Raw genomic sequence first — 25,280 nt, forward strand, 5'->3', positions numbered from 1 at the left:
CTATCTCTGACTCTATCTCTCAAGTTGTCAACAAATCCGCAAAACACTAACGCGTCTGACTAGTTTGAATCAAGCCAGGCGGAAATGCTGTTGACAAAATCGCCGGATAAGCAATCGACCCAATCTTGGTCTGTCCCCATTCCTTCCACACTGGAAGGGGTATCATCAATCATGATAATTTGATGGGGGGCAGACTGGAATCCGGTCAACATTACCGGCACCACCTTCTTCCAGTCTCCGCTGACTCCCCTGAAGCCGAAATAAGTAGGTAGACCGTCAGCAAAAACAGACGCAAGCCTTTCTGGGAATAGACATTCATCAGGATGATCTATGGTCAGGATGACAAATTTAAAAAGCCCCGCAGGTAAATTCATGCGGGGCATTTTTTTTGCCCCGTATCCTCTGAACCAGACTCCTATACGACCGGGATCAACCTTTGGATTGCTACGCAACTCCGCGCAAGCCTTTTTCAAACTCAGACCATCAAGACTGTCTAGGCGCATCACAACGACATCACGCCCACTAAGATGCCTCGCCACTTCATTAAACTGCTCACTGGGAATATCTATACCGAAACTTCCAAGTACGACAGCAGGAAATCTACCTTTAGCCGCTGGAACAAAGAGACTTCGTCTTCCGGCATCAGTCCCAGACGAAACAGCATCCACGCGCCCTTTTACAGGATACTCAGCAGGCTCACCTTCCGGCATCCACATAAATCTATGAATCCAATGCTCATCTCCGGGCAAAAAGACCACCGACCCCTGAACAGGCTCATCATCTTCAAATGAAGGGCCGTAAGTATAGATAAAGTCACCGCGCTCGTACTTTTTAAGCTTCCGGATCAACCCGCTTTTGCGGTCATGCAAAATCAGCCTTCCATACTCTGCACGAGCATCAATAATAACAACCTGCCGTCCGGTAGAAGTCTCGTAATGTCCCCGGAAATCATCCTCATTAAACGAATAAGCGGCTATAGCAGAAAGTGACCGAGCTTCGGAACCGCGCTTAAGGACCATAGTTGAATTACCCACTGTAATGCCTTTACCCTGTCGCAGGATCACTGCATCAGGGTTATCTGAAGTTCCGGTTTCAATATGTGGGTATGATTTATGGGTACTAGGAACAGATTCCGCAGCAGGTTTAGATGCGGGTTTAGGTGCGGACTTATGATCTGTACGAACAGTTTTGCGCTCTGCCCGTTCGACTTTTATTTCTGAAGCACGCCTCTGCGGTCGATCAGTGCGAATACTCTCATTAAATTGCTCAGGCTTAATTTTTACCCTTTCTCTACGCAGCGGTTTTACTCTCTGCTTCGGCTCATGCACCGCGACTGCCTTCTTTTCAACAAGAGAAACAAGCTCGATACCAAAACCATTGCTCTCCTGATCGTGAGTCAACTCCACAAAATCAAACACAAAAATCACAATAAGGATATGCATCAAAATGGAAAGCAAAGCGGCAAGGTATCGCAAATCTCCTCCAGAGGCTTAAAACAGACTTTATTCCTGAATAATTATTTTTTCAACACCTTAAGCATTTTTTTATTTTATTCCAAGATGATACAAATCAAATATCTCTACAACTGAACAGGCAACCAAAGAATATTAAAGCAATAATTTAATTTTATGGTTGACACTTCCGAGGATTCCACATAGACCTCTCTTCACTTGAGTCGGGATGTAGCGCAGCCTGGGAGCGCACTTGAATGGGGTTCAAGGGGTCGGAGGTTCAAATCCTCTCATCCCGACCACAAGAAGGAACCCCGAAAAGCCACTGAGAAATCAGTGGCTTTTTTCTTTTGCAGCAGCAAAACAAAAAGCCGTGGACTAATCCACGGCTTTTTTGCGTTCAAATATACTGCCCCACCCTATTCAGGTACAGCCACCTTACGCACGGTAATCTGGTAATTTTCAGGAATACCGTCTCCAGCATGATTAAACATGGGATCAAGCACAAGATATGCTTCCTGCTCGCCATCAGCACACTGCTTGATCATCATATCCTTCGGCTCGATCTCAACATCAGTATGAAAAGTAACAATCCTACGCATGGAGACAACAGCCTTCAATCCTTCGATACGTTTGCCGTCCGCCTTAACAAGAACCACATCATCTTTGGCCATTCCGGGTAAAATCACTATATTTTCCTCATTTTTTATAAGTATAAGAACCGCGCTATCATAGGCTTGTCGGGTGGAAAGTCAAATAGCTCGCATCACCAAGCAACAGCAACCCAAAAAGAAAGCTTTGCTCAAAAAACCTGTTCATAATACAATTAAACACTGCCCTTGGATCAGGCACACCATAAACAAGGAGAAAAACATGACCCCCAGAGCATTACTTCCCTTATTGATTCTGATTGCAACAATCTTCAGCGCAGGATGCAGCACAGCTTATAAAGCTGCATTAGATGAGCGCAGTTTGAGCCAGCAAACTTCCGATGCAAAAATATCAGCCGCCATAATGAAAGCCTACCTGGATGACGATGACGTGTCAGTAATGGGGATTGAACCGTACACCTTCATAGGCCATGTATATCTGGTCGGCGAATACGAGAACTACGCCCAAAGATCAAAGGCTATCGCTATCGCCAAAAACGTTGAAGGCGTAACAGGGACCACCACCTACCTGCTGCCCAAAAAAGAAGATCCTACCTGCGACACAACTGAAAACCTTTCGATTTTAGCAGCAGTAAAATCGGCATTAATCGGAGACGGGGACATCTGGTCCACAAATATTGAAGTAAAAGTAGTGCAATGTCAGGTGGTTCTATTGGGGCTGGTAAAGACTCAAGCCGAAATTAATAAGTCCATAGCTCACGCCAAGGCCGTGGAAGGAGTGCGCAAGGTAAAATCATACCTGCGTGTTTCGAATAAGCAGTAAAAAGACAATCTGCCTATCTTTCAAACACGAAAAAGCCCCTCGCAACATCGTTGCAAGGGGCTTTGTAAATTCAAGCTGGCGGAGAGGAGAGGATTTGAACCTCCGATAGCGTTAACTATACACGCTTTCCAGGCGTGCTCCTTAAGCCGGACTCGGACACCTCTCCGCTTGGGTGAAAAAGGATTTAGCTAAATCAGACTTGCTTGGCAAGCACTTTTTTCAGTTATTTTGAATTAAACTTAAATTTTGATAATTAATTAATCTCAAATCAAAAACCAAATATCTAAACCACTTAAAAAGCCCCTCGCAACATTATTGCAAGGGGCTTTATAAATTCAAGCTGGCGGAGAGGAGAGGATTTGAACCTCCGATAGCGTTAACTATACACGCTTTCCAGGCGTGCTCCTTAAGCCGGACTCGGACACCTCTCCGCTTGGGAGAAATGTGTTTAGCTAAATCAGAACTCCTTGGCAAGGACTTTTTTCAATTATTTGAAATTAAATCCAAATTTTAATTTTTATAAATACTCCAGCTTAATTCCAGACTTTTTCTGAATGCAAATTTACCTTTATTCTCGATACAGAAACCCCGAAAACTAACATAAAAACACCACGCTATAGAATTATCCTCTACAATGAGCTAACATACTCCCAAAACCATAGGAGTATGCGATGAAACACACCTGCAAAACTCTACTTTTATTTATCATTACCATTATTTTCTCTGCATCCCCACTGTTAGCAACGGATATGTCGCAAGGACTTCAATGCCCACCAGGATGGAATGATAACAGAGCCGCAAGAGGTAACGACCTAATAAAACAATGTATCTCCCCTGCTCAAGATGCCGCCATCGAACTATACGCAGCCCCCGGACAAGAAGTCCCTCTCGGCGCCCTTCTTGATATGTGGGCAAGGGAAATGACCCAGCGAGGACTCCCCTTCCAGAACAAAGTCTCCGAGGTCCCCGGTCAGGTTTCCGGCTATCCAGCCGTAACCCGCACATATTCCGGCCAGACTCGTGACGGCAACCGATTCGACTCACACCTAGTCGCTTCCAGATACAATGGCGTAAATTACGTTTTTCAAGGATTTGCACTAAAAGGCCACAGTCAGGCATGGCATCAGCTCAGAAATTCCATGAACACATGGTATTACCCCGGCGCAGGTCAGCAAAATTACAATCAGCAGCAGGGAGGACTCCCGCTGGGTGCAGGAAGCTCCGGAAATACCCCCTATGGAAACCAGCAGGCAAGTTCAAACAACAATCCCTACGCAAACACCCCCTACAGCACTCAGCAGCACACAACCGGAAATTCTCTACCCACAATATCCGGGACATTCATAACTGACCAAAAAGATTACTGGGCAGGCCAGTACTATTACCGCATTTACCGTTTCAATGGCGACGGTACACTGACAACCGGAACCAAGAATGTGGCGAATGGCAAAATTCAAATGGACAAAAAGAATAAACGTTACAGGATTTCAAAATCGGGCAATAATATAGTTTTGAGCAGCGGTGGCTCCTGCACGGAAGGCTATGTAACCGACACCGAGAATAATCAAATCAGAAGATTCAAAAGTGGATGCTACAGCCCCGGGGGAAAAGCAATGTACTTCAAAAAAATACCGGATAATTCTTTAAATATGGGCCAATCCAACACCTCTGCCAGCCCGTATCCGAAAATCGCAGGAACCTTCATCGCCGACAAAAAAGACTACTGGGGCGGCAGCTATCATTACCGCATGTACCTATTCAATGGGGATGGCACCTTTACTTCAGGCGAAAAAAACGCAGCTTCTGGGAAAGTTAAAATGAGCGGAAGCCCGAGACGTTACAAGGTAAAAAAATCAGGGAAAAGCTATGTTGTGACCAGTGGCGGTTCTTGCACTGAAGGATTCGTTACTGACCTTGATCGCAATATGATTATCCGGTTTAAGAGTGGATGCTATACTTCAGGCGGAAAGGCGATGTATTTCGATCTGGTACAGTAAGAAACCGGCTACCTCTTATAACGCTGAAACAAAATCTTTTGTCGTGGATGCGGGAGAGTCTATGCGAAGACTACTTGCTTTGTTTTTCATGGTGGCAGTACTCCATATACTGCCATCATGCGCTGGCGTTGACACAATTGCCGTCAAGACAATCCCTGACAACGCCAAGGTATTCAAAGATGAAACCTTCATGTGCAATTCTCCATGCGATATACCATTCAAGTTTTCAGGAACTACGGGTGAAATCTATAATATTACACTTGAAAAAGAAGGTTACAAAAAACAGTCTTACGGAATGGACCGCTCACAACTCTTCGACAAATATTTTGCAGGAAATTATATCCCCGGCTCCAAGTTCGGCTCGGGAAACACATTTGTATTTACATACTCTCTAGAAAAGAATCCTGAACCTGATCTCACGGCAAAACAAGTATCCCCTGCTCCCGTAATACTTAAACCTGCCCACGTTCCGGCAACACCCTTCAAGCAGGAATTAAGCAGGCGGGTTGCACTTGTTATTGGTAATAGTGCCTACAAAACCTCCCCGTTACCGAACCCTGTGAACGATGCCCGTGATATAGCAGCATCCCTGCCATCACTGGGATTCGAGGTAATGCTGGTGCAAAATGCAGGACTCAGAGAGATGGAGGAAGCTATCAACAGCTTCAGCAAGAAAGCCCATGATGCGGTAGCGTTTTTCTTCTTTGCAGGGCATGGGCTGCAACTGGATGGAGAGAACTATCTCGTTCCCATAGATGCCGATATGGATGATGAGGGAGACGTTCGTTACGAGTCCGTTTCCGCAGGACGTGTAATGGATAATCTGCGCTACGCTGATTCTAACCTTAATATTGTAGTACTGGATGCCTGCCGGGATAACCCGTTTGCCCGGTCCTTCCGTTCCAAGACACGCGGTCTGGCAAGACTGAGCGCACCGCGCGGCTCAATAATCGCTTTTTCAACAGCTCCGGGAGATGTCGCAGCCGATGGTGCTGGCCGCAACAGTCCATATGCCACGGCATTCATACGACATGTCGCAAATCCAACGCTGAGCGTGGAATCTTTCTTCAAAGAAGTAGCCAAGGATGTCTCCGCACAAACAAGGGATCAGCAGCGCCCGTGGGTCAGCTCGGATTTTCTGGGTGATTTTTCATTTGGACACTAGAAACTAACACGACAACTATTTATTAGCTTGACTACATTTAAACAACAACCCAACTGGAGACCTCTCAACTTGATTAGCCTCTTCAACTATTTTTCTATACGCCGTAGGAATATCTTTTATTTTTGGAGCATCGACAAGCTGATTAATCACGAATGCACTTAAACCATATAAGGGCGTGCCTGTTAGTGCTGCTGCAACCTCAAGCGTTCCAGAAACCAACCAACTACCAACATCACATCCGGCAAATTTCCATTTTTTATTCTTCAATTCACGCACCTTCCCTTGATGTACAGAGAAAGAACTTTGAATATTTTCCATAATTTGATCGGCACTTTTAGCAAAATCAGAAGGTGATATCTTAGAAATTTCATGCACACCTTTGCCAAGCACCTCTCTAATTTCATCTAGAGCGCCCACTTTGCGAATCTCAATAAGAGCATCGGTTGGAATATTACCAATCCAAGTCATCTTACCATCTGCGATATTCTGAAGACCTTTGGTAACATGCAAATCAAACATTTCTCCCGGATTAGTCCTAAAGCCATCATATTCTAACTTCCATTTAAAATACTCCCATGAAACGGGAGCATCAACGATTGGAATACCATTAAATCTTGCACTTCGAACAAGAACTTCATTAGCTTGCGACATACGTCCAGTTGTAGAAAGGGCAAGTATTGCTCCTGGATTCTCAGTTTGTAAAACCTTGTAATCATCGCCAGCATATTGATATCTAAGCTTGTCTTCAAAAGACCCTTTTATATCATCATTAAAAACGAATCTACTTTCATCCTTAATCTCATCAGCAACCTTACTATAGGAGTCTAGAGAAGAACAAAAAGAGAACAAATGATCAACAGATTCAAACTCTCTTCCAAATATATGTTGAGCATGAATAAGCCAATCAGATTCCCCAAATCCAACAATTAAATCTCTCTCAAATTTTTGTAAGGTTGGGTCAGGTAAAACAACGACAATTGGCAATCCCAGATCCACTGTTGCCAACTCCTTATAATCAAGAAGTGTCATCACATGACGTATTGTATAATATATTTTATATTGATCTGAGGATCTCTCAAATAATGGTTCCGCCCTCAAAAAAGGATCTGGAAGAACAATTGTATCAGTATAAATACCACATTTAGAAGCAACATTATTGGAATATGAGGGAAAAAGGGAACCTCCATACACTCCCTTTAAACACTGCAAATCCTCTACATGCGTCCATGCCACATCATCAATATGACTCCAAAACACTTTGATTTTTTCTAAAAAAGCATCCACTTGCGGCAATATAGAACTTCTAAGCTCATCATTTTCTGAAAATAAAGAACCCACAAAATCAGCAGTATATCCTTTGTTCTTCATATCTTGGTATAAGTCACCAAAACTTTTATGAACAAATTCAAAATAAGTACATTGAATATCAGGCAATGAGGCAACGTCTTTAAGAGCTTCCCTATCATGCAACATTGTACAAGTTCTTGCTAAACTTCTCACACAAGCATCTACTGTATCTAAGTCAATCGATCCATCTCCACGAATTTTTATTTTAAGTAGAGACTGCTTTAATTTTTCATCTGCGGGAAGAGACAACTTACCTTCCTCTAACGATTCTCTCAAAAGCATAAGGCTTCGTTGCAATTCTCGTTCGTACAGAGCGCTATCTTTCATGCTTCCTCATTTTATAAGCTAATTCGAATATAAAATATAAAAATACAAATAATTACTAGCGAAGTAAAACAAAAAAGCCCCTCGCAACATCGTTGCAAGGGGCTTTGTAAATTCAAGCTGGCGGAGAGGAGAGGATTTGAACCTCCGATAGCGTTAACTATACACGCTTTCCAGACGGGTAAGACAACAAATTCAGTTAAGTAAATCCAAGCATTTTAGATACTTAAATTTTCTCAAATTAGGTCAAATGCACCTGTTTTACCCCATATTTATTAAGTTTTGGTGCAAATTTGGTGCAATCTTGAATACTAAAATATTAGCATTACGGCTGACCATAAGGGTACCTAGACAACACATAAAATTTTAATCAAGCTAAGTGATTCAACATAAATAAAAAGCTTAACGAAATTAACAACATTAGCTAGTATTTAAAATCTCTCACTAGGAGTTAAACTATAATTAGGGATTTACTATAAGGAACTAAAGGTGAAAAAGCTAAAAGACACAACCGATAAGCCTAAAGATATCATTGAGTATAAAGTTTGGTTTGAAAAAAAATTCGATATATCAAGCACTCAAATGGAAAACAGATACGAAGCAACTTCAAAGCATATCCGTGATCACTTTTTAGAATCGCACGTTTGGTCAAATCTTGTGAAGAATTACCCTGAATATATTGATGAATATTCAACCAAACATAGTTACCATTTGTTTAAAGATGACTCTCCTCCAGACATTTTTATTAAACCATATGAATCTTTCATTGAAAAAACTTATAGGAAAAACGTAATACAAAATAAGAACTGGCCTTTACCACCAGACTCTGGGTGGATCTCACTTGAAAAAGGGTTCTCAATAATCAAAGACATAGTTAGAACAACTATAACAGTTAAATACCTAGATGGCGTAAACTATATTGTTGAGAAATACAAAGAATTAGTCGAAGAATGCACTGAATCGAATTGCCACATTGATTATGAAGCTAGAGATGAAGGATATTATGCTGTCCATCTAGAACTGCGTGAAGAACTTCAGTTAGTAAATTCTGATTGGGAGACATACAAATGTTTATGCTCTTTTGAAGTTCAAATAAGCACCCAACTACAAGAAGTTTTAAAAAAATTGCTACATAATCATTATGAAAAAAATAGGCTAGAAGCAAAAATTGACGACGAATGGAAATGGAATTACGAAAGTTCTGAATTTTCGGTCAACTACCTTGGTCACATCCTTCACTATGTGGAAGGGATGATCATGGAAATAAGAAATAAACAGGGAGAAAATTAATGTCAAATTTAGAAGAAGCTGTTGAGTCTGCTGGGGGTGCAACGGCTACAAAAGCGAAAGCAGAACAAATCTCTGAAATATTGTTTACTGTATTTGATATTGAAGACGACAATGGGGACTATTTTATATGCAACTCAAGGGACGCAGAAAATAAAAACAACATAGGAAGCCTTTGGTATATGTCAGACAAAGGAATTAGCGAAGCTAAAAAATTTAATAAACAGGACAATATTGATTATATAAAGAATGAAAACTTTATTTATACTAATATAAAATCTAAAAACTATGATTTTAAAAATGCAGAAGACAACTCCTACTTGGAGATAAATATAGGTAAAACAGAAGATATAGCTGCTCAAATAACTGCGGCAGGTAAAAATTGTGATCGACTATTCAAGATATACAATAAACACATCAAGAATAATATTTAATTATAAACTTTTCACAGAACAGGAATAGGAGATAGTATGGCATACGACCCAACTTTCTCCTATTACCAATTTAAAATTTCTAAATTAATGTTTTGTTACACGCATTCAGAACCGCTCTCGGACCACCTCACAGAAATCAGTTTCGTACTCAATTCCGAAACAATTACCGCCTTTCCCTTCAGCTCCGGAAGATACACAATCGAATGCGGTGTATGTCATTTCAGGTAGTTAACACCCGTTTTTTTCTCTTATATTACATTTTTCTTGGGTGAAAAGGTGAGTAGAGGGTGAGCTAGATCATAATCAATATTTGACCGCATCGTTTGATTAACAATTTCATTTGAATAGGTTATCTATGTCACTTTGCATTAATGAGGGTTATATCTCCATAACAATTAAAAGCTATTTCTTTTAAAAACAATAATCACATATGACATTTACTTCTTACATTTCGATTACTGGAATTGTTGTAGCGCTTGGTAGTTTATTCGTTGCTTTGCTGAGCTACAGAAAATCAATAAAGACCAGTGCTACAACAGAAACACACCAGCAGCTGCTCAATGTTAAAGTATTTTTTGACGTAAGCAGACATTATATTGATAGATTGAATAAAGTGTCTGAAGATTTCAATCAAGTAATTGCGGAACTTGCTTCGGTAGCAGAACAATCTCATAGTGATATAATGCATGTTTTTGACGATTTCGACACATTAGAAATGAGCACTCCTTTTTTAAGGCATGAATTTTATTCTGCAACAGAGGAGGTGATGACATATTACGATGAAGATATAACATTTAAACATGGACTGTACCTAATAAATCAAATTAGAAGGATTAAAGAAATAGACTATATTTCTACAGAAAATAATCCACCAAAAAAGAAATGGTTTTGGTTTAAAATACTAAAAAAACCAAACAATTATTCAAAAAGGGATGATTGGCAAATTTCTAATACCTTTAATATGCATGTTGTAGAGATTTACACCAGAATTCAGAAAAAAGACGAGCCAAAGCTTTATGAACAAGTATATAAACATCTAAACTTATATAGGCAAAAGCATCATGAGCTTCGACACAGGATTGAACATTTGCAAGATAGATTAGAAAAAATGCGTATTGAAAATACTCGAGACCCAATTAACTTCAAAGATGTTCCTAATTTTGGGCGAAAGTTTTACCAACTCAAAAATGATATTAGTATCATTAAAAATTTTGATCTGATTGATATTCCTAAAGTCGAATATTTTCCAATACAGAATGGCGTTGCTCTTTCAATCTATGCTGGATGCGTCTTAAGAATTATTGCTCATTATGAAATATGGGGACACACAACATCATTTTGGTCTTCCGATGACCGTAAATTATTACCAAAATGATCAAATTCTTTTGACATATAGTCATTAAAAAAACTTACAAAGATTTAGCCGCCACTTGTTCCTATGCTTTCACCTTCTCCCCCTCCACACTAGTCACATACCCCCCACTCCCCAACTTATGAATAGCGCGGGTAATAGACCAAAGCCCATTCTTTTCAGCCCGGAAGCCAGAAAGCGAAAGCCTACACTCTGCCCTTAGTTCTGGCATACCGGGAAGGCTTCCCGAAAGGCTTTGCTTGCCACGCTGGAAAGCCTCAAGCTTACCCTTTGCGGCCGTTATTGCAGCTTCAGGGGTAGGGTAAATATGTCTGATCCGGTGAACGGGTTCACCGCTCCCGGCTATCTCTTCAACATCCTGCGCGCCTTCTACATCGCGCCAGAGTCCGACAACAGAATTAAAATTCGTGCGGGATTCAATGTCTACGCTAACGCTGGTCACCTGATTAGGTACAAGCTCAATGGTGGGCATGGATTTACCGGATACGGTCTTGCCCTGCCCCTTATGGGCAAATATCAGCTTGCCGCCGTTGGCCTTGGCTATTGCATCATGATCCGCCGCTATGCGGGTAAGCAAGTGCATATCTGATTCGTTCATTTGGTCGATATGCGGCAGAGCCACACCGGACAAGTCAGCAGCAACGGCAGGATCAAGCCCGTGGTCAGCGGCTACGGTTGCCACCAGCGCGCCTATGGTCTGCGGAGTCCATGAGCGTGTTTTCTGTGTCTGAAGCTGGGAATATGATTTGCTCTTATCCTGCGGTGCACCAGCGGCCTTGATGGTCATCTTATCCGGTGGCCCGGTCAGGCGCACGGAGTTCAGGACATACAGCCCCATATAGGTTGCGGCCTTCCCGTATCCGAGCCAGACTTTAAACTGACTCCCGGCTGGCGGCACTGCATAGCCCTTATCATTAATGGATATGTCCAGCGAATCTGATTTAACCCCGGCTTCATCGGTGATAGTCATAGAAATTAAATCGTTCTGAATAGCGGCGGTAATGTCCTTACCGTTACATTCCACACGGTAAACGGGCTTATGAGTTAATCCCATAAGCTAGTTCCTTGATCCGGTTCCGGTGTTGCGATTTCCGGCAGGATAATTTCAACCCCGGCTTCCAGAACCGCACCCAGATCGACAAGGCCGGGATTGGCTTCAAGCACTTCCGGTACTGCGGATTCAGTGCCGTAGTGCTTCCAGCATATGTGGTCCAGCATGTCGCCGTCTTTGGTGGTATAAATGATCATTCTTCGAACCGCTCAATTTTGATTGAAAAGTCTTGCTGCTGTGCAACGCCGTCTTGAAAAAATACGCTGTCATTTCCAGTTACAGAAAGGATAATCCACTTATCGTGAACATTGCCCTGCCCGTCCACCATCATAAGAGGTTCGCCCGCGTTCATCATTTTACGCATTTCATCTATCTGGGTAAGCCCGCCTTTGTATGTCGGGTAGATTACGCCGGGCAAAGTGATAGCATCATCCCCCGGCCCTAAATCTTGATGGGCGACTCGCTTTCCGATCCGCTGTATTTTTGCCCACCGTCTAGCCGTTGAACGCTGCAAAGCCTGATACGCGGCAGTATCAACACTAAAAATAAAATCGCCTAATTTGAGCATTCCCATAACTTCACCTTTTAATCATGCAGGGCAAGCCGGGCATTGTTCCGGCCTTCTTCATCAAGTTTACGCATAACCGCGTCCGCGATTTCTTCAGGATCTTGCCCCGTCGCGGCATGGACTTGAATATCGTATTTATTGGAAATGGATTGCTGAGACTGACTTGAACGGAGTTCCACGGGCAGAGCTTGCGTTATGGTTTCGGTTCTGGCCTCGGCAACGGGCATGGACTTCTTCACGGTATCGCCGACTTTCGGCAATGGTTCTTCCTCTTCTTCATCGTCACCGAATCCAAAGAAGCTCCCAACACTGGAAACAACGCTTCCTACCGTATCAATCAGCCCGGAAAAGAAATCTTTGATAGGCTCCCAGTATTTCCAGATAAGCATAGCCCCGCCGACCACGGCCCCGACAATCAAGCCGATAGGGTTAGCAGCAATAGCGGCACCGATAGCCTTAATTCCGGTAGCGACAAAGGGCAGGCTTTGCCCAACAGTTACCAGCGAACTTGCAAAGCTGACCATGCCGATAGTGGCTTTACCAGCCATAACCGCGCCGACTATCATGGCTACGTTTTCAATACCGCCTACAGCGGAGATAAAGCCAGCGACCATTGAGCCGACCTTGTACAGCCCTTTGCCGAAATCAATAACCGCCGGAATCATATCGCGCACAGTATCGCCTACGCCCATAAGATCGTCTTTGTGAGAACGGACATAGTCGGCAAGCTTGGGTGCATATTCGGAAATGAGCGGGGCCAGCGCGCCACCGATCAGGCCGGAAATTTCAGCGGCAACCGAACCGACCACCGTGGACATTTGCGAAAAGGCGGTATTGTAATCAGCCGCGCCCTTGCGCCCTTCTTCAGATAGAACATTTAACCGCTTTTGCTGATTTATGATTTCGTCCACGCCTTCCTTACGCGTCCGCAGATAGCCGAAAAATTTGTTAGCTTCGCCGCCCATAAGAATATCAGCGGCGGCTGAAGCCTGTTGTCCGTCCGGCATGGCCTTGATTGCCTCGGCTATGCGCTTGAACTGTTCTTCCGGGGCAATGCCTTGAAGCTCTTCAAAGGATAAGCCGAGCATTTCAAGGGACTCTTTAACCGGGGTAATCTCTTCAAGCCCGGCGGACTCACCCAGCTTGTTATTCATTTCTTCAATGAGGTCGCCCACGGTATCCACTTCAAACCCGGCTTCTTTGGCAATGCCTCCCCATGCCTGAAACTCTTCAGCGGATACACCCAAGGCCCGTGCAAGCTTGACCTGTTCGCCCGTGGCCTGATTCGCCATAGTAACCGCAGTGCCAACAGCGGCGGCCCCGGCAACTACAGTAGCCCCGACCATGCCCCCGGTGCGCGCCAAGTCGCCAACCTGCTGTTTCATCTTGCCGCCAGCTTTCACAGCGGCGGACATTTTCTTATAAGCCTTGCGTGATTTATCAAGCTGGCGGGAAAGTTTGCGGTGCGCTCCGGTGAGGTTCTTAGTATCAACCCCGGCCTTTTCAAGTTCCGCCCCCAAGGAAGCAAGTTTTTTCTGATTGGCCTTGTATGCCTTGCCTGCTTTATCTGCGGCGGCTTCAGCGCGCTTGACTTCGTTCAGCATTTTCTTTGTGGGCTTGGGGTGCTTCTGGTATTCCTTGCGGAGCTTGGAGGCATCCCGCTTTAATTCCCGGTAGGCTTTGCCGGATTCGCGCACGGCGGCAGGATCATACTGATTAAGCAAGTCCATTTTTGCACGGGCTTCCTTAAGTTCATCAGCATAAAGCGAAACATCGCCGGACAGCAGCTTCAGGGAATCCCCTACCCTGCCTTGCCGGGCTTCTACTTCCTGAAGCGCGGAGCCGATCTTATCAAATACGGTTTCAGTTTCAGCCATACCGGAACTGAAGTCGCCGAAGCGGGAATCAGTATCTTTGACAGCATCGCCCACGGAAACAAGTCCACTTTGGACATTGCCCATAGAGCTACCAAAGGTGGACTTAACCGCGCCGCCTACTTCTACGACTGCTGAATATTTCTTACTTGCCATTTTGAAGCCGCCTTACTTCCCGTACATCATGCAAAAAATCTACTGAATCCATGTCCATAATTTCGGCCCGGCTCCAGCCCGTGAAATGGGCCAGAGCCAGAACCGCGCGTCTTACTTCCTTCGGGTCTAGGACAAAAAAGACTTGTACTCCTTCTGAAGGGATTTGTAGTCTTTCATATCCAAATCCATGATGATTTCAGGCGAGACTTCGCAAAGGTTCGCAAATAGGTTTACTTCTATATCTTCATCAGACTTGCTTGATTTTTTAGAGGCCACCTGATCCCGCACTTTAGGTCGGCGCATTTCAAGAGTTTTGATTTCGGTGCCTTTGGACTCAACCGGATATTCAAGTGTGATAGTAGCCATTGCTTACAATCCTAATGCCTTACGGCGCTCTTCAAGTTGATCCACGCCATTAATTTTTCGAACCATGTTACGAACGTCGATCTCGTGGAGAACGACATCTCCTTGTTCACGTTTGTAGTAATCAAGCTTAATGGTGAAAGTCTGAGTATTGCTTTCTCCGGGCTTCCAATCTCCATCTTCAATATCAGAGATCAGGCCGCGCATATTGATTACTACCGGGGTTACGGTGCCGTCCCACGATTCAACGGAACCGCGCGCGGTCATCTGCGGTTTTTCACCTACAGCGACACCCCACAGGGTCAGCACTTCGGGAAAATGTCCGGTCAGGACAAAGGAGGCTTCAAGGGGTTCCATACCCATTTCAACAGCTACGGAGGTATCCATACCCCCGGCGCGGTGGTCGTTGGTTTTGAGGGAGAGTTTAGGCGGCTTGAAAGATTCAATGTTCCCAGCATAACCGCGACCATCAACTTTTAATTCCAAGTCCTTCAGAACATTATCTGCAACACCCATTTAAAATACCTCCTCAAAGTAATCATTAACCATACGGCTCTGAAAGGTGATGCGTTCAGCCGGGGCAGGCGCGGTGAAAGCAAAGTCAAAATAGACATGGCCCGCTGCAAGCTGATCCGGGCTATTGAGTTCGGGGTCGGCCCAGCATTCACCGCCAAGAATCGCCCCCTTGTTTTTCAGGTTGCGCAGGTAATTGTTTACGCCTTCAACCACGTCTTCGAAGTAAGTTTTTGTGATATTGCGATCCACGGCCCAAAGGTGAGCCTGAAGCAGGGATTCGTTGATCATGTCCGCAGTACGGCGCACGGAAATGAAAGCCCACTTGGGATCACTGCCGCAAAGACGGTTACCCCAGAGCTGGAAGCCATCTTCATTGATGATTGTGGCCACATTCTTTTCGTTAAGCAGATTGGCCCGGCAATTTGCATCACCGAGAGCGAAATCAACCGGACGGGATGTGCCGGAAATGCCCATAATTCCCTGATTGGAAGGCGACCACCAAAAGCCCTTGTCATTATCCATTTTGGCAATCAGGCCAGCGATACGCGCGGAAGGCGGTTCATTTTCATAAACACCATTGCGGAACACCTTCACCCACGGGTCAACCATGTAACAGCGTCCGCCAAGCTGGTTTTCCATGGCGATTGCATCGGCATCGTTAGTGTTGGGGCCATCCACCAGCACGATTGCCCGCAGACGGTTTGCAATCCCTTCCAGTTCCGCTACCACGGGATTTTTAAGGAATGTGCCGGGATTCTCGCTGTCTTCGTCCTGCTGGTGCGTGAAGCCCGGAGCCAACAACAGACGCGGAGTAAAACCAACGGCAGACTTGCAACCAAGCAGGGCCTGAACACCTTTATATTCTCCGGTGTTTTCATCTACGCCGCCGAGAACGTTGGTCATGGTGGCGGCAATATCCGCACCTTCTTCAACGCGGATCACGATCACAACCGCGCCAATCTGGTCAAAGATTGCATCAATGGCATTAGGCAGAGTTCCGCTAGTGCCAAGCTTTGCAGCTTCGCGGCGGTTGCCCGCAATCATGGTCGGCTTGTTAATGGGAAATGCGGCTGCATCAGCATCCGGCGCGGTGCCGATAATGCCGATAACCGAAGAGCGCACCGTGCGAATAGTGCGCGGGCCACTGTCAATTTCAATGACTTCTACGCCATGAAGAAAATTTTCACCCATGACTGTCTCCTATTCGTTGTTATGGCCCATCAGGATAGTACGGACGATGCCCGCCATATCCTCAGACGCGGCCTTGAGTTCTTCAAAATTTGAAGCATTGCTGATTTCTGTTTCAGCGTTAGCAAAAGCGGTGCGGGTATCGGCAGAAATCAGCCCGGTATCAATTGCACGGGTTTTCACCTTCACCGCCTTTTCCGCACCGGGAATAATCATTTCAGAAGTTGCCCGGAATTCACCAAGGATCAGCGGTGCAAGCTCCGCCGCCAGCAACTTCTTTTCATCAAGTGTCATGCTGTTAAGATTCATGGTTTACGCTCCTTGTTTCCAAGTATCGCACTGGGTTTCGCTAATGCGGGTTTCGGAATCTTTTTGAAGGTCGGACGCACCAATAGCCACCCGGCGGAACGGTGTTGCCGGGGTAATCTTTTCGGATTCCAAGAGAATGAAATCCGGGCGGTCTGTGTCGGTATCAGTACCGAGAGTGGCGTTTGCTACCGGGATTTCATTGAAATCTGCGGCGGTAAATGCAGTTCCTGCCGGGCCTGTGGCGGCGGTGAGTTTGGGTATAAACTTTGCGCGGGACGGGGCTTCGATCAATCCTGCTGCAGAAATATCGGATTTAAACAATGGAGCGGTTACACTAGCAGTATAAATAGTATCTGTTATCCAGTTGTATCCTCCACCATCATCTGTTTCGGACATAACGATGACACTGCCGTTATACGCCATGCCGTAATAACGCTGCCCGGTATTAACTCCCTCAAATCCTTTAGTGTAAACGTTAATCTTCACTAGTCCGACAGTATCGCCTGTAGTATTTGTGGCATAAATGTGATCACCGACTAGCAGCAAATTAAATATACCCGTGTAGTTTTGACTTTCATCTTCGGTATTGTTGTAGAATAACGTCCATGTTTTCCCATTATCACTAGATTCATATATATTACTAGCATATGCACAGAAAAAGATTTTCCCTGAGGGCTTATGTTCTACAAAACCCCACGCTTCACTGACTGACATACCTGTTGATGCTGTTTCTAACCATGTTTCACCATAGTCATCAGTGTACGCAATTGTACCAGCAGAGGCTTTATAGACGATATATCGTCCGGTACTTGTTATGAATCCTTCTCTACAACCTGCGCTTATGGATGGCTGAGAAAATGCAACTCCATAATTGTTACTCCAATAGAGCCGACCTTCTGCAATAACAAATATATATTTGGCATCAGCACTAGCCACGAGACTTCTATACGGGCGAGGTGCCGGATATGTATCACTAAATACCGCATTTGAACTTTTCAGTTCAAATGTTTCGCCGCGATCATAAGAAATGTACACATGACCAACAGTCAAAACTGCCAAGTGCCCTAAATCAGTTACACATGCACCAAGCACTTTAGTTGAAAACGTCTTGCATATGGTCCATGTCTGTCCATCATCAATAGATTTACGCACATCGAATATGTTAGATTGATAATGGCCTACAGCATATAATTCTGTTCCAGCGGCGGGGTTGCAGACAATTCGTCTACCAGTCCATTCAGCGGACCAATCAGGAGGTTGGATAGCAACGACCTGATCCCAATTATTTACAGTAACATCAGTAACATTGCCCAGTGTGACAATTTTACCGCCGTTGATAGCCACACGTTTCCCGGCAATCAATTCTGTTGAGGATACAAGTTCTGTTGCGCTGGTATCCGGTTTCAAATCAATATCCGCACCACCTCGAATTTTTCCACGTAATTTAAAACTGGCCCAATCCCCTTCTTCCGCACCCTGATCCACGCCGTTGGAACGAAGCGCGGCATCATCTGCCAAGGCAACCCCGGCAGCGGAAGCGTTGTCGTAGCCATCCCAGCTAGTGAAACTGATTGCTTCATCACCAATGATAAAAGCAGCGGCGGTGTGAAATGAGGTTGCAATGGACCATTCCGACCAGCCCAGAGCCGCCCCTTTGTAACGGACTTCCCAAACATAATCGCCGGACACTAACAGCAACCCAGCGGGGAAATCATATTCGACAACCGCGCCTAGTTCCGGCGACAGGTGCAACACCGTATCACCTATGCGCATACGGTATTGCGTAGCTTCATGAATATCGACAGCATCACCGACAACGGCAAAGGGGCCGGATATCAATTTAGGGCATTCCATTACCCCGGTTGCGCCATTGGACGGCGAAACGTTAACGGGCCGGGCCACGTAATTAAACACGTTGCGAGTTTCAAAAATAAAGACTTCAGACCATTCGGAAATCTGCCCGGTGTTCAACCTGCGGCGGTAGCGGATTTTATATTTTGTTTTCCCGGCCTGAAGCATTCCGGCGGGCTGTTCATAGCCTGCGGCAATGGTGGTCAGGAAACCGGAGTCATGAACAGGATTTGCAAAGGTTCCGGTTTCAAGATCAATCTGAACCTGAATAGCTTCCTCGCTTGTGCCTTCAAACACAGGCGCGAACTGGCGGAAACGATAGATAGGTGTTTCGCCTATGTTCTCGGCTCCATCCAACGGGAAAAGGATTTCCGGGGTTCCGGTAGCAAGACGACCCAGCAGATCGGGGTGTGCTTCGGGGTTCGTATTATGGTCGCCGATGTCATCATGAGTAGCCAGCAACACCGGGGATTGATTAACAGTGATTTCCTTTGCAAGACCCGTCAAAACAGCCATTTTGAAAATTTTTTCCAACGGAGCCGCATTCGCAGGAAGGGCCGGAATGTAATCTGACCGATCACCCGCATAATCAACAGCGAAAAGGATTTCGCCTCTTGTGGGATGATCCGCAAAAATTCCAATTTCCCTTAAAGCAAAGCCGTCTTGAAGCCCTGCATTAGTCAGAAAAACACTTACTTCATACATCCCCACAGGTTCATCACCTTTTGGGATAGATACGGGCTTCACTGATTCTGGACTGATAGCAAGGGACATTGCTTCATTTACCAATGCTTCCATTTCCGCCGGGGAATCTACTTGTTCTTGATTCCATACGCCGGACCCGACCGCCGCGCGGGTAAAATTGAGAGTTACACCAGTTCCCAATAGCCCAAGCAGTTCTAACCCGTAGCGGGTGGGTACTGTTCCGATAAAATCTGCCATACTAAACCTCCCGAACGGGGATAGTTGTTATATCAACTTGCTGCATGGTTATGCCCATGCCCAATTCAATAGGTGCGATGTTTATTTTTGAATCCCTAATGCCAACCTTGATTATGTCCGCCTGAGTTATGGCAACCCCGGCATAGGTTTGAATGGGATTAACCTTGATTCCAAAACGGTGGGGAATATGCTGCACATCACCAGTGCGGACATTGCCCCCTGCAAACATGTTGTTTGTAAGGACTGAATGAAATTGAATTGATTCAAGGTGTGATCGGGTATTCTTGGCAACCATAACCGCTTCAATCATTTCCAGATAAATAGCCTCAGTAATCCCGGTTTCAGTGCTGACCTTGAACTTGTATTCGTCACCGTCATATTCAAACCATTCAAGCACACGCGCTTCATAGCCGAGAGCGGAAAGGTAATTTTCAACGGCAACCGGAGTTCCCTTTTTACGGTGTATGGCAATGCTGGCCTTGATAACGGCGCGTTTTTGAGCTTCGGACCATTCATCTTTCCAGAGATCAACGGACAAGGCCCAAGCCAGCCACGGCAGGAAAACAACCGGGCATTTATCCGGGTTCCAGAGATCACGGATAGGCACGGGAATAGATTCAATTCGCTTGCCTGTAGCCTTGGATAAGGCGCGTTCTTGCGGGGTTGCGTTGATGGGCAAAAGGTCTTGTGTCATTAGCCCACCTCGACTGTTATTGCAGTGCAATATGCGGCCTGCTGTTTCTGCATAGCCAGATCAGCAACCGGGGAAATGAGTTCTACCCGCGCCACGCCCTCAACATGCAGGGCGGCATAAATGCCGGAAAGCGGCACAGTTCCGCCGAGAACGTGCCGGGCGGTGACGAATTCGGATACAGCCTGCCATGCAGTTTCAACCACAGCAGCCGGGGCCGGGCCGGACTGAATGTAAAGTTTTGCATTAACAGCATAGTCTACTATTTCAGCAGGTTTGACCGTGACATGATCGGTTAAGGGTCTGATTTCACGGTCATTGACCACGCTATCAACTGCGGTCAGGATTTCGGAATCAGGAATGCCGTTACCGTCACGGCTCAACACATAAACATCTACATGTCCCGGTGTAGGAGTAAGAGCCTTTGCACCTCGGACAGCCGGAACGGTCAGGGCATAAAATTCGTATGCGCCATCAGGCCCCGCAACAGAAAAGGATTCCGGGGCCAACTGGACGCGGGCGCGGAATTCTTCATCCTCTTCATAGGTAGGGGCAACAGGCGGGCTTGCATCGGGATCACCGGGATCAAGTACTTTGCGTGTAACCGGAGCCAGCGCGCCGAGGTTATCAAGATCGGCTTTAAGCGCAGTAGCAACCATGCAGGCGCGCACACCTTCATTTACCCGCTGGCGAAGGTTGATTTCCCGGTAAGCTACGACCTGCAAAAGAGCCTGAATAGGATCAGATTCAAGTACAGCCGTATATTCAGGACATTCAGCGGTGTAATCTGCAACGGTTTCCTGAATAATGGTTTCAACGTCCAGCACTTCAACGGCATCAGGGACCGGAACTTTTGACATATCAATGGGGGTATTGCTCATGCCGCACGTACCCCCTCAAGTTTGATTTCTTCACCGTTGGGCAAATATTTGCCCTCAAGATCAATGACAATGTTACCGTCAGCATTTGCGCTAACGATTGCTATTTTCGTGAGCTTGTAGCGCGGTTCCCATTTATCAAGGGCTTCAGCTACGGCACTGAAAACTTCAATGGCAAAGTTCTTATCCTGCGGGCGGTCCACCAGTTTGAACAACCGGGAACCAAAGTCCCGGCGCACAACACGCGAACCGATAGGAGTTGTCAGAATCCGGGAAATGGATTGCTTCAGGTGGGCAATACCGCCGAGAGCTTCACCAGTAACAGCATTTACGCCATTCATGATGCACCCCCGACAGGTTCTTCAATATTGGGGTGAACATGGTGTTGCAGGGAAACGCCTTGCGAAACGGTGTCGCCGTCTTTCTGAATGAAATTCCCTTCACGATGGATGATTTCACCGTAGAATTCAGCACCGCCACCGTGGGTAGAATTGCCATGAGTTATGGGGCCGTCAAAGACCAACTGCGGAGCGGAAAGCGTAACACGGGTTGCGCTGTTGATTATAACTTCGCCCTGAACATCAAGAACGACTTTGCCGCCCACGGTGCGCTGAACATCCCCACCAACATCAACGGAAACATTGCCGCCGATTGTATCAGTGCGATTGCTATCAATATTGGTGAATGCGTCCCGGTCAATATTCCAAAAGACATCCCGGTGAACCTGCACGGACATATCCTTGTCGATTTCGCGCTGTTCAAAGCCGGGGATATAAGCATGTAAAATATGATTTTCGCGGTCATATTCGAGAATCGCGCCGTCTTCATAGGTAGTACGATGAATAGTGGGACGATCAGCCGGGGCAGGATGATTAGTTGAAAACATAGCACCAAGCACCACGCCGCCGGAAGTTTCACCGGAAGGCGAAAGAACTACAACCTGCTCCCCTACTTCCGGTGCCCACCATGTGTGGTCGCCGCCAGCACGAAAGGTAATCCAAGGAAGCCAATCAGAAACGGCAGTACCAAAGGCCACGCGAACGCGGGCTTTCTGATAATCGGCCTCGGCAACGGTTCCAATACGAATAACGTTTGCTAGGCGGCGGTCTGTTTCGGAATTACGGAAGTTCGAATTCTTCATCTTCCTGCCCTCCTACCGTGGGTGCGTCTTTTACTTCTTCATAATCCGCTTCGTGAGCGGCACCGATCAAAGGCGAATAGCTGAGATATACGGTTTGAGGAGTTACGCCTTTGCCATCCCATACGGACTCACCGAGATAGGCTTCAAACTCAAATTCAACGCGCCATTCTTCGTAGCCGTCCTTTGCTGGCTTGAAGTCTTCAGGATAACCGCCGATGAATTTTGCAGCAGATACCGGAAGTCCAAAGCGGTTACCGTGGACGAATTTAGCAACAGCGCATACAAGGGCGGCAACTTCACGGGCCGCGTTCTTCGTTTTGAAATGAGTCAGCGGGTAAACCTCCCATCGGAGAACAACTTCAAGCTGGCCTGTACCGGGATCACGTTCACCGGGTTCAATATGGGAAAGTTCAAGAGCCAGCGCAGGGGCTTTTACTTTGCCTTCTTCCCGGCGATAATCGCCGACAGTGCAACGAGGGAAAGCGGCCTTAAGTTTAGCAACTATGGCTTCATGAGCTTCAGCTATGTTTATTTGTTTGATTCCCATTTCATTTCCCGTTCAAAATAGGTGTAAAATTTTCTGTCAAAAGCTTTCATCACGTCAGCCTGAAGAACGAGATTTACAGCAGTTTTTAAATCAACTTGTTGTTTTAATATTGGGTACTTAGCTTTTGATGTTCGTTTGTATACTTCTTTAGGATTGCCATTAATTTTAAAAATCCACGCATGAGCACGATCAACGCCCCCAGCACTAACGCCAGTTCTTGTTTGTTTGGGGTTCATTTTTCTTAGTGGGACCGAATACGTACCAATCCACATGACAGCTATATTGCGTGAATTTTGTGTATTAACGAAAATTCTATTTCGTAAGACGGACTGTTGTACCCCTGTAAGCATTGAGAGATTCCGCAAGACGACTACTTTTAAATGTCGAACCAGCTTGGAAACAGCACGGCGGCATGCTGCATCAATCTGCTTTTCGGTCCCGGCGAAATCGGCGGCAATCACTTCCAGCCGGTCACCGTCTATGTTCAGATAGGTAGCCACTTATTCCTCTTCTTGAGCCAGCATCAATTCAAGCTCACCAAGCCCTGTGCCATCAGTGGTGAAGTCCAAAACATCATAAGTCTTGCCTTCCATAATGACTTGGCTTTCTTGATCCAACCCGGCACCGTCAACGTCCTTGCAAGTCATAGTTGGCTGATCCGGGTTAAGGGTCATGGCGCGGCCTAAAGACACGGAATCCATGTCCGTATTCTTGTATGCTATGAAGGTGCGATCCTCGCCGCAGACGGTGATTTCCACGGCATCAAGGCCAATGAAGAAAATGTCCAGATCATCATGAATGTTCATTTTGTGACCTTCTTTTCAGCCTGTTTCTCATAGCAATTAATAGTGGCATTCATGGCTTTAAGACCGCCTTTTAATTCAACTATGTTGAACATCAAGCGATCCACATTTTCGCTTGAACCTATATGTTTTTCTTCAAGTACAGCTTTAAGAATTGGATTCGCCGGGCGCGGGCATTCTACGTAAGTAGATACGAAGACCACTTCCCGGACTTCATCAATTTTGCTGTGCTGTTTCTGGACGCACGCCGAGAACACCATTGATAAACTTAGCAGCAAGACGGCTCTTTTCATTGCTTATGACTCCCGTTGAATTGGTTGCCGGATAGTTCCGGGCTTCCTGTAGTAGCCGGGCGGCTTTGTCGTGTTTCTGGCGATACCAGCGGGCATTATCCTTAGACTCTTCAAGCTGGCCTTTAAGCCCGGCAATAACCCGTGCTGTCTGGTTTCCGCTTTCCTTGAGCTTACCTATTTCCGTGTCCCGGTTACGCACCTGAAGCTTGTATCCGGCTATGTCTGATTCAAGATGGGATATGTCGCTATCCCGGTCAGAAACCACACCCTGAAGCTGGGCAATGTCGAACTTGAGGACTGAAACCCAGATCAGAAATCCGGCAATAAGCACCAGCCCGGCGGCAAGCCCAAGAACGAGCTTGCCTTTGCCGGAGCCGATGAAGGTAAGGATGGTGCCGATGGGGATCATGCCCACATTTCCCAAAGCTTTTCTCTGATCAGGTCCATGTCCATATTGGGACAGGTCTTATGGTCGTCCAGTTCGTAATGACCGTAGACGGCATCAGGATCGAGCTTGAAATGTCTGAGCAGGTCCATAAGGTTACGAACCAATGCTTCGTGCTGGGATTCGGTAAAGTGGTCCCTGCCGATCATGCAGATACCCACAGAACGGCTATTATAACCCTTGCAATGCGCGCCGATTTCATCAAGAGGACGGCCTGATTCAAGAAGTCCATCAATGGTGGGATCATATTCTCCGTGACTTGTGCGGAGGCCGTTCAGGATTACCCCGTGGTATCCTATCCCCTTCCATTTCCTCTCTTTGTGCCACTGGTCGATTACTGCCGCGTCCCCCCATGTTGAATCCGAGCAGTGAACCACCACCATATCTACCTGAAGTGCCATAATGACTCCTATCTTCTATTGGGTTGAATTCATCCCTGAATGATTTAATCCGGTCTGTTAGCTGGCGCGGGATCACATGCACATCAAGTTCGGCAAGGTGAACCGCTACGCTCAAGAATTCGTTTGAGGCCAGATACATAACCAAGAATTCACGCACATAGGCGCAAACCGAAGGCAGGGATTCATCAAGGGTTATATCCAGCATATTTGCCATGATGATTGCCACGGCATAGACTAAGAATTTGCCCACGCCGTGCCGGAATTTTGCGCTGTTGTAGTTTCCGCTATGCAAAGCCCTTCCAAGCCCCAGCGCGAAGTCAGACAGGTACAAAACAGCCAGTGCAAGCAATGCCTTATCGAAACCGCCTACAAGCCAAGATGCCCCAGAACAGCACATGGCTAGGCAAGCCTTGATAGTGATATTGTCGAAGAGTTGATTCATACCTGTCTGA

Annotated in this window: 29 protein-coding genes and 3 tRNA genes; 7 read left to right on the top strand and 25 right to left on the bottom strand. The window is 46.0% G+C overall.

Features of this window, described 5'->3' with window-relative positions:
• Positions 1–59: 59 nt before the first annotated feature.
• Positions 60–1,475 (bottom strand): cell envelope integrity TolA family protein, encoded by a 1,416-nt coding sequence (locus tag DESAL_RS10545; protein WP_015851977.1) that lies wholly within the window; start codon positions 1,473–1,475, stop codon positions 60–62.
• A gap of 201 nt (positions 1,476–1,676) precedes the next feature.
• Between DESAL_RS10545 and DESAL_RS10550 the strand changes: the two genes are divergently transcribed.
• Positions 1,677–1,753, top strand: a tRNA-Pro gene (locus DESAL_RS10550).
• A gap of 117 nt (positions 1,754–1,870) precedes the next feature.
• Here DESAL_RS10550 and DESAL_RS10555 read toward each other — a convergent pair.
• Positions 1,871–2,140 carry a hypothetical protein gene (locus tag DESAL_RS10555; RefSeq protein WP_015851978.1) on the bottom strand — a complete coding sequence of 90 codons (270 nt, stop codon included), beginning with the start codon at positions 2,138–2,140 and terminating at the stop codon, positions 1,871–1,873.
• Between the two features lie 184 nt (positions 2,141–2,324).
• Between DESAL_RS10555 and DESAL_RS10560 the strand changes: the two genes are divergently transcribed.
• Positions 2,325–2,885 carry a BON domain-containing protein gene (locus tag DESAL_RS10560; protein WP_015851979.1) on the top strand — a complete coding sequence of 187 codons (561 nt, stop codon included), beginning with the start codon at positions 2,325–2,327 and terminating at the stop codon, positions 2,883–2,885.
• A gap of 76 nt (positions 2,886–2,961) precedes the next feature.
• Here DESAL_RS10560 and DESAL_RS10565 read toward each other — a convergent pair.
• Together DESAL_RS10565 and DESAL_RS10570 are read right to left on the bottom strand one after the other, a co-directional pair.
• Positions 2,962–3,051 (bottom strand) — tRNA-Ser (locus DESAL_RS10565).
• A 175-nt stretch (positions 3,052–3,226) separates the two neighbouring features.
• Positions 3,227–3,316, bottom strand: a tRNA-Ser gene (locus DESAL_RS10570).
• A 318-nt stretch (positions 3,317–3,634) separates the two neighbouring features.
• Between DESAL_RS10570 and DESAL_RS10575 the strand changes: the two genes are divergently transcribed.
• Together DESAL_RS10575 and DESAL_RS19750 are read left to right on the top strand one after the other, a co-directional pair.
• Positions 3,635–4,882 carry a hypothetical protein gene (locus DESAL_RS10575; RefSeq protein WP_157046943.1) on the top strand — a complete coding sequence of 416 codons (1,248 nt, stop codon included), beginning with the start codon at positions 3,635–3,637 and terminating at the stop codon, positions 4,880–4,882.
• A 61-nt stretch (positions 4,883–4,943) separates the two neighbouring features.
• A complete protein-coding gene (locus DESAL_RS19750) occupies positions 4,944–6,047 on the top strand; it encodes a caspase family protein (protein ID WP_015851981.1) in 1,104 nt (367 codons plus the stop codon).
• Positions 6,048–6,062: 15 nt separating this feature from the next.
• On the opposite strand, the gene DESAL_RS10585 is transcribed toward DESAL_RS19750, so the two are convergent.
• The gene (locus tag DESAL_RS10585) at positions 6,063–7,721 is read right to left on the bottom strand and encodes a hypothetical protein (protein ID WP_015851982.1); all 1,659 of its coding nucleotides are present in this window, start codon (positions 7,719–7,721) and stop codon (positions 6,063–6,065) included.
• Positions 7,722–8,207: 486 nt separating this feature from the next.
• Here DESAL_RS10585 and DESAL_RS10590 point away from each other — a divergent pair, with 486 nt between their 5' ends.
• The 3 genes from DESAL_RS10590 to DESAL_RS10600 all read left to right on the top strand — a co-directional run bounded on the left by DESAL_RS10590 (position 8,208) and on the right by DESAL_RS10600 (position 10,814).
• Positions 8,208–9,008: a hypothetical protein gene (locus DESAL_RS10590; RefSeq protein WP_015851983.1), complete on the top strand. Its 801-nt coding sequence runs from the start codon at positions 8,208–8,210 to the stop codon at positions 9,006–9,008.
• Positions 9,008–9,439: a hypothetical protein gene (locus tag DESAL_RS10595; RefSeq protein WP_015851984.1), complete on the top strand. Its 432-nt coding sequence runs from the start codon at positions 9,008–9,010 to the stop codon at positions 9,437–9,439. The genes DESAL_RS10590 and DESAL_RS10595 overlap by 1 nt, the downstream gene beginning before the upstream one ends.
• A gap of 430 nt (positions 9,440–9,869) precedes the next feature.
• Positions 9,870–10,814 (top strand): hypothetical protein, encoded by a 945-nt coding sequence (locus DESAL_RS10600; RefSeq protein WP_015851986.1) that lies wholly within the window; start codon positions 9,870–9,872, stop codon positions 10,812–10,814.
• A gap of 61 nt (positions 10,815–10,875) precedes the next feature.
• Here the strand turns inward: DESAL_RS10600 and DESAL_RS10605 are convergent, their stop codons facing one another.
• The 20 genes from DESAL_RS10605 to DESAL_RS20060 form a co-directional block, all read right to left on the bottom strand.
• On the bottom strand, positions 10,876–11,865 hold the full coding sequence (locus DESAL_RS10605; protein ID WP_015851987.1) for a contractile injection system protein, VgrG/Pvc8 family: 990 nt from the start codon (positions 11,863–11,865) through the stop codon (positions 10,876–10,878).
• Positions 11,856–12,059 carry a tail protein X gene (locus DESAL_RS10610; RefSeq protein ID WP_015851988.1) on the bottom strand — a complete coding sequence of 68 codons (204 nt, stop codon included), beginning with the start codon at positions 12,057–12,059 and terminating at the stop codon, positions 11,856–11,858. The genes DESAL_RS10605 and DESAL_RS10610 overlap by 10 nt, the downstream gene beginning before the upstream one ends.
• Positions 12,056–12,436, bottom strand: coding sequence for a phage tail protein (locus DESAL_RS10615; protein WP_015851989.1), 381 nt, complete (start codon positions 12,434–12,436; stop codon positions 12,056–12,058). Before DESAL_RS10615 ends, DESAL_RS10610 begins: the two co-directional genes overlap by 4 nt.
• 11 nt (positions 12,437–12,447) lie before the next feature.
• Positions 12,448–14,460, bottom strand: coding sequence for a phage tail tape measure protein (locus DESAL_RS10620; protein WP_015851990.1), 2,013 nt, complete (start codon positions 14,458–14,460; stop codon positions 12,448–12,450).
• Between the two features lie 126 nt (positions 14,461–14,586).
• The gene (locus DESAL_RS10625) at positions 14,587–14,826 is read right to left on the bottom strand and encodes a phage tail assembly protein (protein WP_015851991.1); all 240 of its coding nucleotides are present in this window, start codon (positions 14,824–14,826) and stop codon (positions 14,587–14,589) included.
• Positions 14,827–14,829: 3 nt separating this feature from the next.
• A complete protein-coding gene (locus tag DESAL_RS10630; RefSeq protein WP_015851992.1) occupies positions 14,830–15,339 on the bottom strand; it encodes a phage major tail tube protein in 510 nt (169 codons plus the stop codon).
• A complete protein-coding gene (locus DESAL_RS10635) occupies positions 15,340–16,530 on the bottom strand; it encodes a phage tail sheath C-terminal domain-containing protein (RefSeq protein WP_015851993.1) in 1,191 nt (396 codons plus the stop codon). It lies immediately after the preceding gene.
• A gap of 9 nt (positions 16,531–16,539) precedes the next feature.
• A complete protein-coding gene (locus tag DESAL_RS10640; RefSeq protein ID WP_015851994.1) occupies positions 16,540–16,836 on the bottom strand; it encodes a hypothetical protein in 297 nt (98 codons plus the stop codon).
• Between the two features lie 3 nt (positions 16,837–16,839).
• Positions 16,840–19,629 carry a hypothetical protein gene (locus DESAL_RS10645; RefSeq protein ID WP_015851995.1) on the bottom strand — a complete coding sequence of 930 codons (2,790 nt, stop codon included), beginning with the start codon at positions 19,627–19,629 and terminating at the stop codon, positions 16,840–16,842.
• A gap of 1 nt (position 19,630) precedes the next feature.
• Positions 19,631–20,323, bottom strand: a complete 693-nt coding sequence (locus tag DESAL_RS19755) for a phage tail protein I (RefSeq protein ID WP_015851996.1) — start codon at positions 20,321–20,323, stop codon at positions 19,631–19,633.
• Positions 20,323–21,201, bottom strand: coding sequence for a baseplate assembly protein (locus DESAL_RS10655; protein ID WP_015851997.1), 879 nt, complete (start codon positions 21,199–21,201; stop codon positions 20,323–20,325). The genes DESAL_RS19755 and DESAL_RS10655 overlap by 1 nt, the downstream gene beginning before the upstream one ends.
• Positions 21,198–21,539 carry a GPW/gp25 family protein gene (locus tag DESAL_RS10660; protein ID WP_015851998.1) on the bottom strand — a complete coding sequence of 114 codons (342 nt, stop codon included), beginning with the start codon at positions 21,537–21,539 and terminating at the stop codon, positions 21,198–21,200. The genes DESAL_RS10655 and DESAL_RS10660 overlap by 4 nt, the downstream gene beginning before the upstream one ends.
• Complete coding sequence (locus tag DESAL_RS20055) at positions 21,536–22,339, bottom strand: phage baseplate assembly protein V (protein WP_015851999.1); 804 nt, start codon at positions 22,337–22,339, stop codon at positions 21,536–21,538. The genes DESAL_RS10660 and DESAL_RS20055 overlap by 4 nt, the downstream gene beginning before the upstream one ends.
• On the bottom strand, positions 22,317–22,886 hold the full coding sequence (locus DESAL_RS10675) for a hypothetical protein (RefSeq protein ID WP_015852000.1): 570 nt from the start codon (positions 22,884–22,886) through the stop codon (positions 22,317–22,319). Before DESAL_RS10675 ends, DESAL_RS20055 begins: the two co-directional genes overlap by 23 nt.
• On the bottom strand, positions 22,868–23,386 hold the full coding sequence (locus DESAL_RS10680) for a hypothetical protein (protein ID WP_015852001.1): 519 nt from the start codon (positions 23,384–23,386) through the stop codon (positions 22,868–22,870). Before DESAL_RS10680 ends, DESAL_RS10675 begins: the two co-directional genes overlap by 19 nt.
• Positions 23,387–23,692: a head-tail joining protein gene (locus tag DESAL_RS10685; RefSeq protein ID WP_015852002.1), complete on the bottom strand. Its 306-nt coding sequence runs from the start codon at positions 23,690–23,692 to the stop codon at positions 23,387–23,389.
• Positions 23,689–23,892, bottom strand: a complete 204-nt coding sequence (locus tag DESAL_RS20225; RefSeq protein ID WP_197528730.1) for a hypothetical protein — start codon at positions 23,890–23,892, stop codon at positions 23,689–23,691. Before DESAL_RS20225 ends, DESAL_RS10685 begins: the two co-directional genes overlap by 4 nt.
• 13 nt (positions 23,893–23,905) lie before the next feature.
• Positions 23,906–24,391, bottom strand: coding sequence for a hypothetical protein (locus tag DESAL_RS10690; protein ID WP_015852004.1), 486 nt, complete (start codon positions 24,389–24,391; stop codon positions 23,906–23,908).
• Positions 24,388–24,762: an N-acetylmuramoyl-L-alanine amidase gene (locus tag DESAL_RS20490; protein ID WP_245543827.1), complete on the bottom strand. Its 375-nt coding sequence runs from the start codon at positions 24,760–24,762 to the stop codon at positions 24,388–24,390. Before DESAL_RS20490 ends, DESAL_RS10690 begins: the two co-directional genes overlap by 4 nt.
• Positions 24,671–25,270 (bottom strand): phage holin family protein, encoded by a 600-nt coding sequence (locus tag DESAL_RS20060; protein ID WP_081434591.1) that lies wholly within the window; start codon positions 25,268–25,270, stop codon positions 24,671–24,673. The genes DESAL_RS20490 and DESAL_RS20060 overlap by 92 nt, the downstream gene beginning before the upstream one ends.
• Positions 25,271–25,280: the final 10 nt, after the last annotated feature.

Origin of the sequence: Maridesulfovibrio salexigens DSM 2638, assembly GCF_000023445.1 — a bacterium.
Lineage (GTDB): Bacteria > Desulfobacterota > Desulfovibrionia > Desulfovibrionales > Desulfovibrionaceae > Maridesulfovibrio > Maridesulfovibrio salexigens.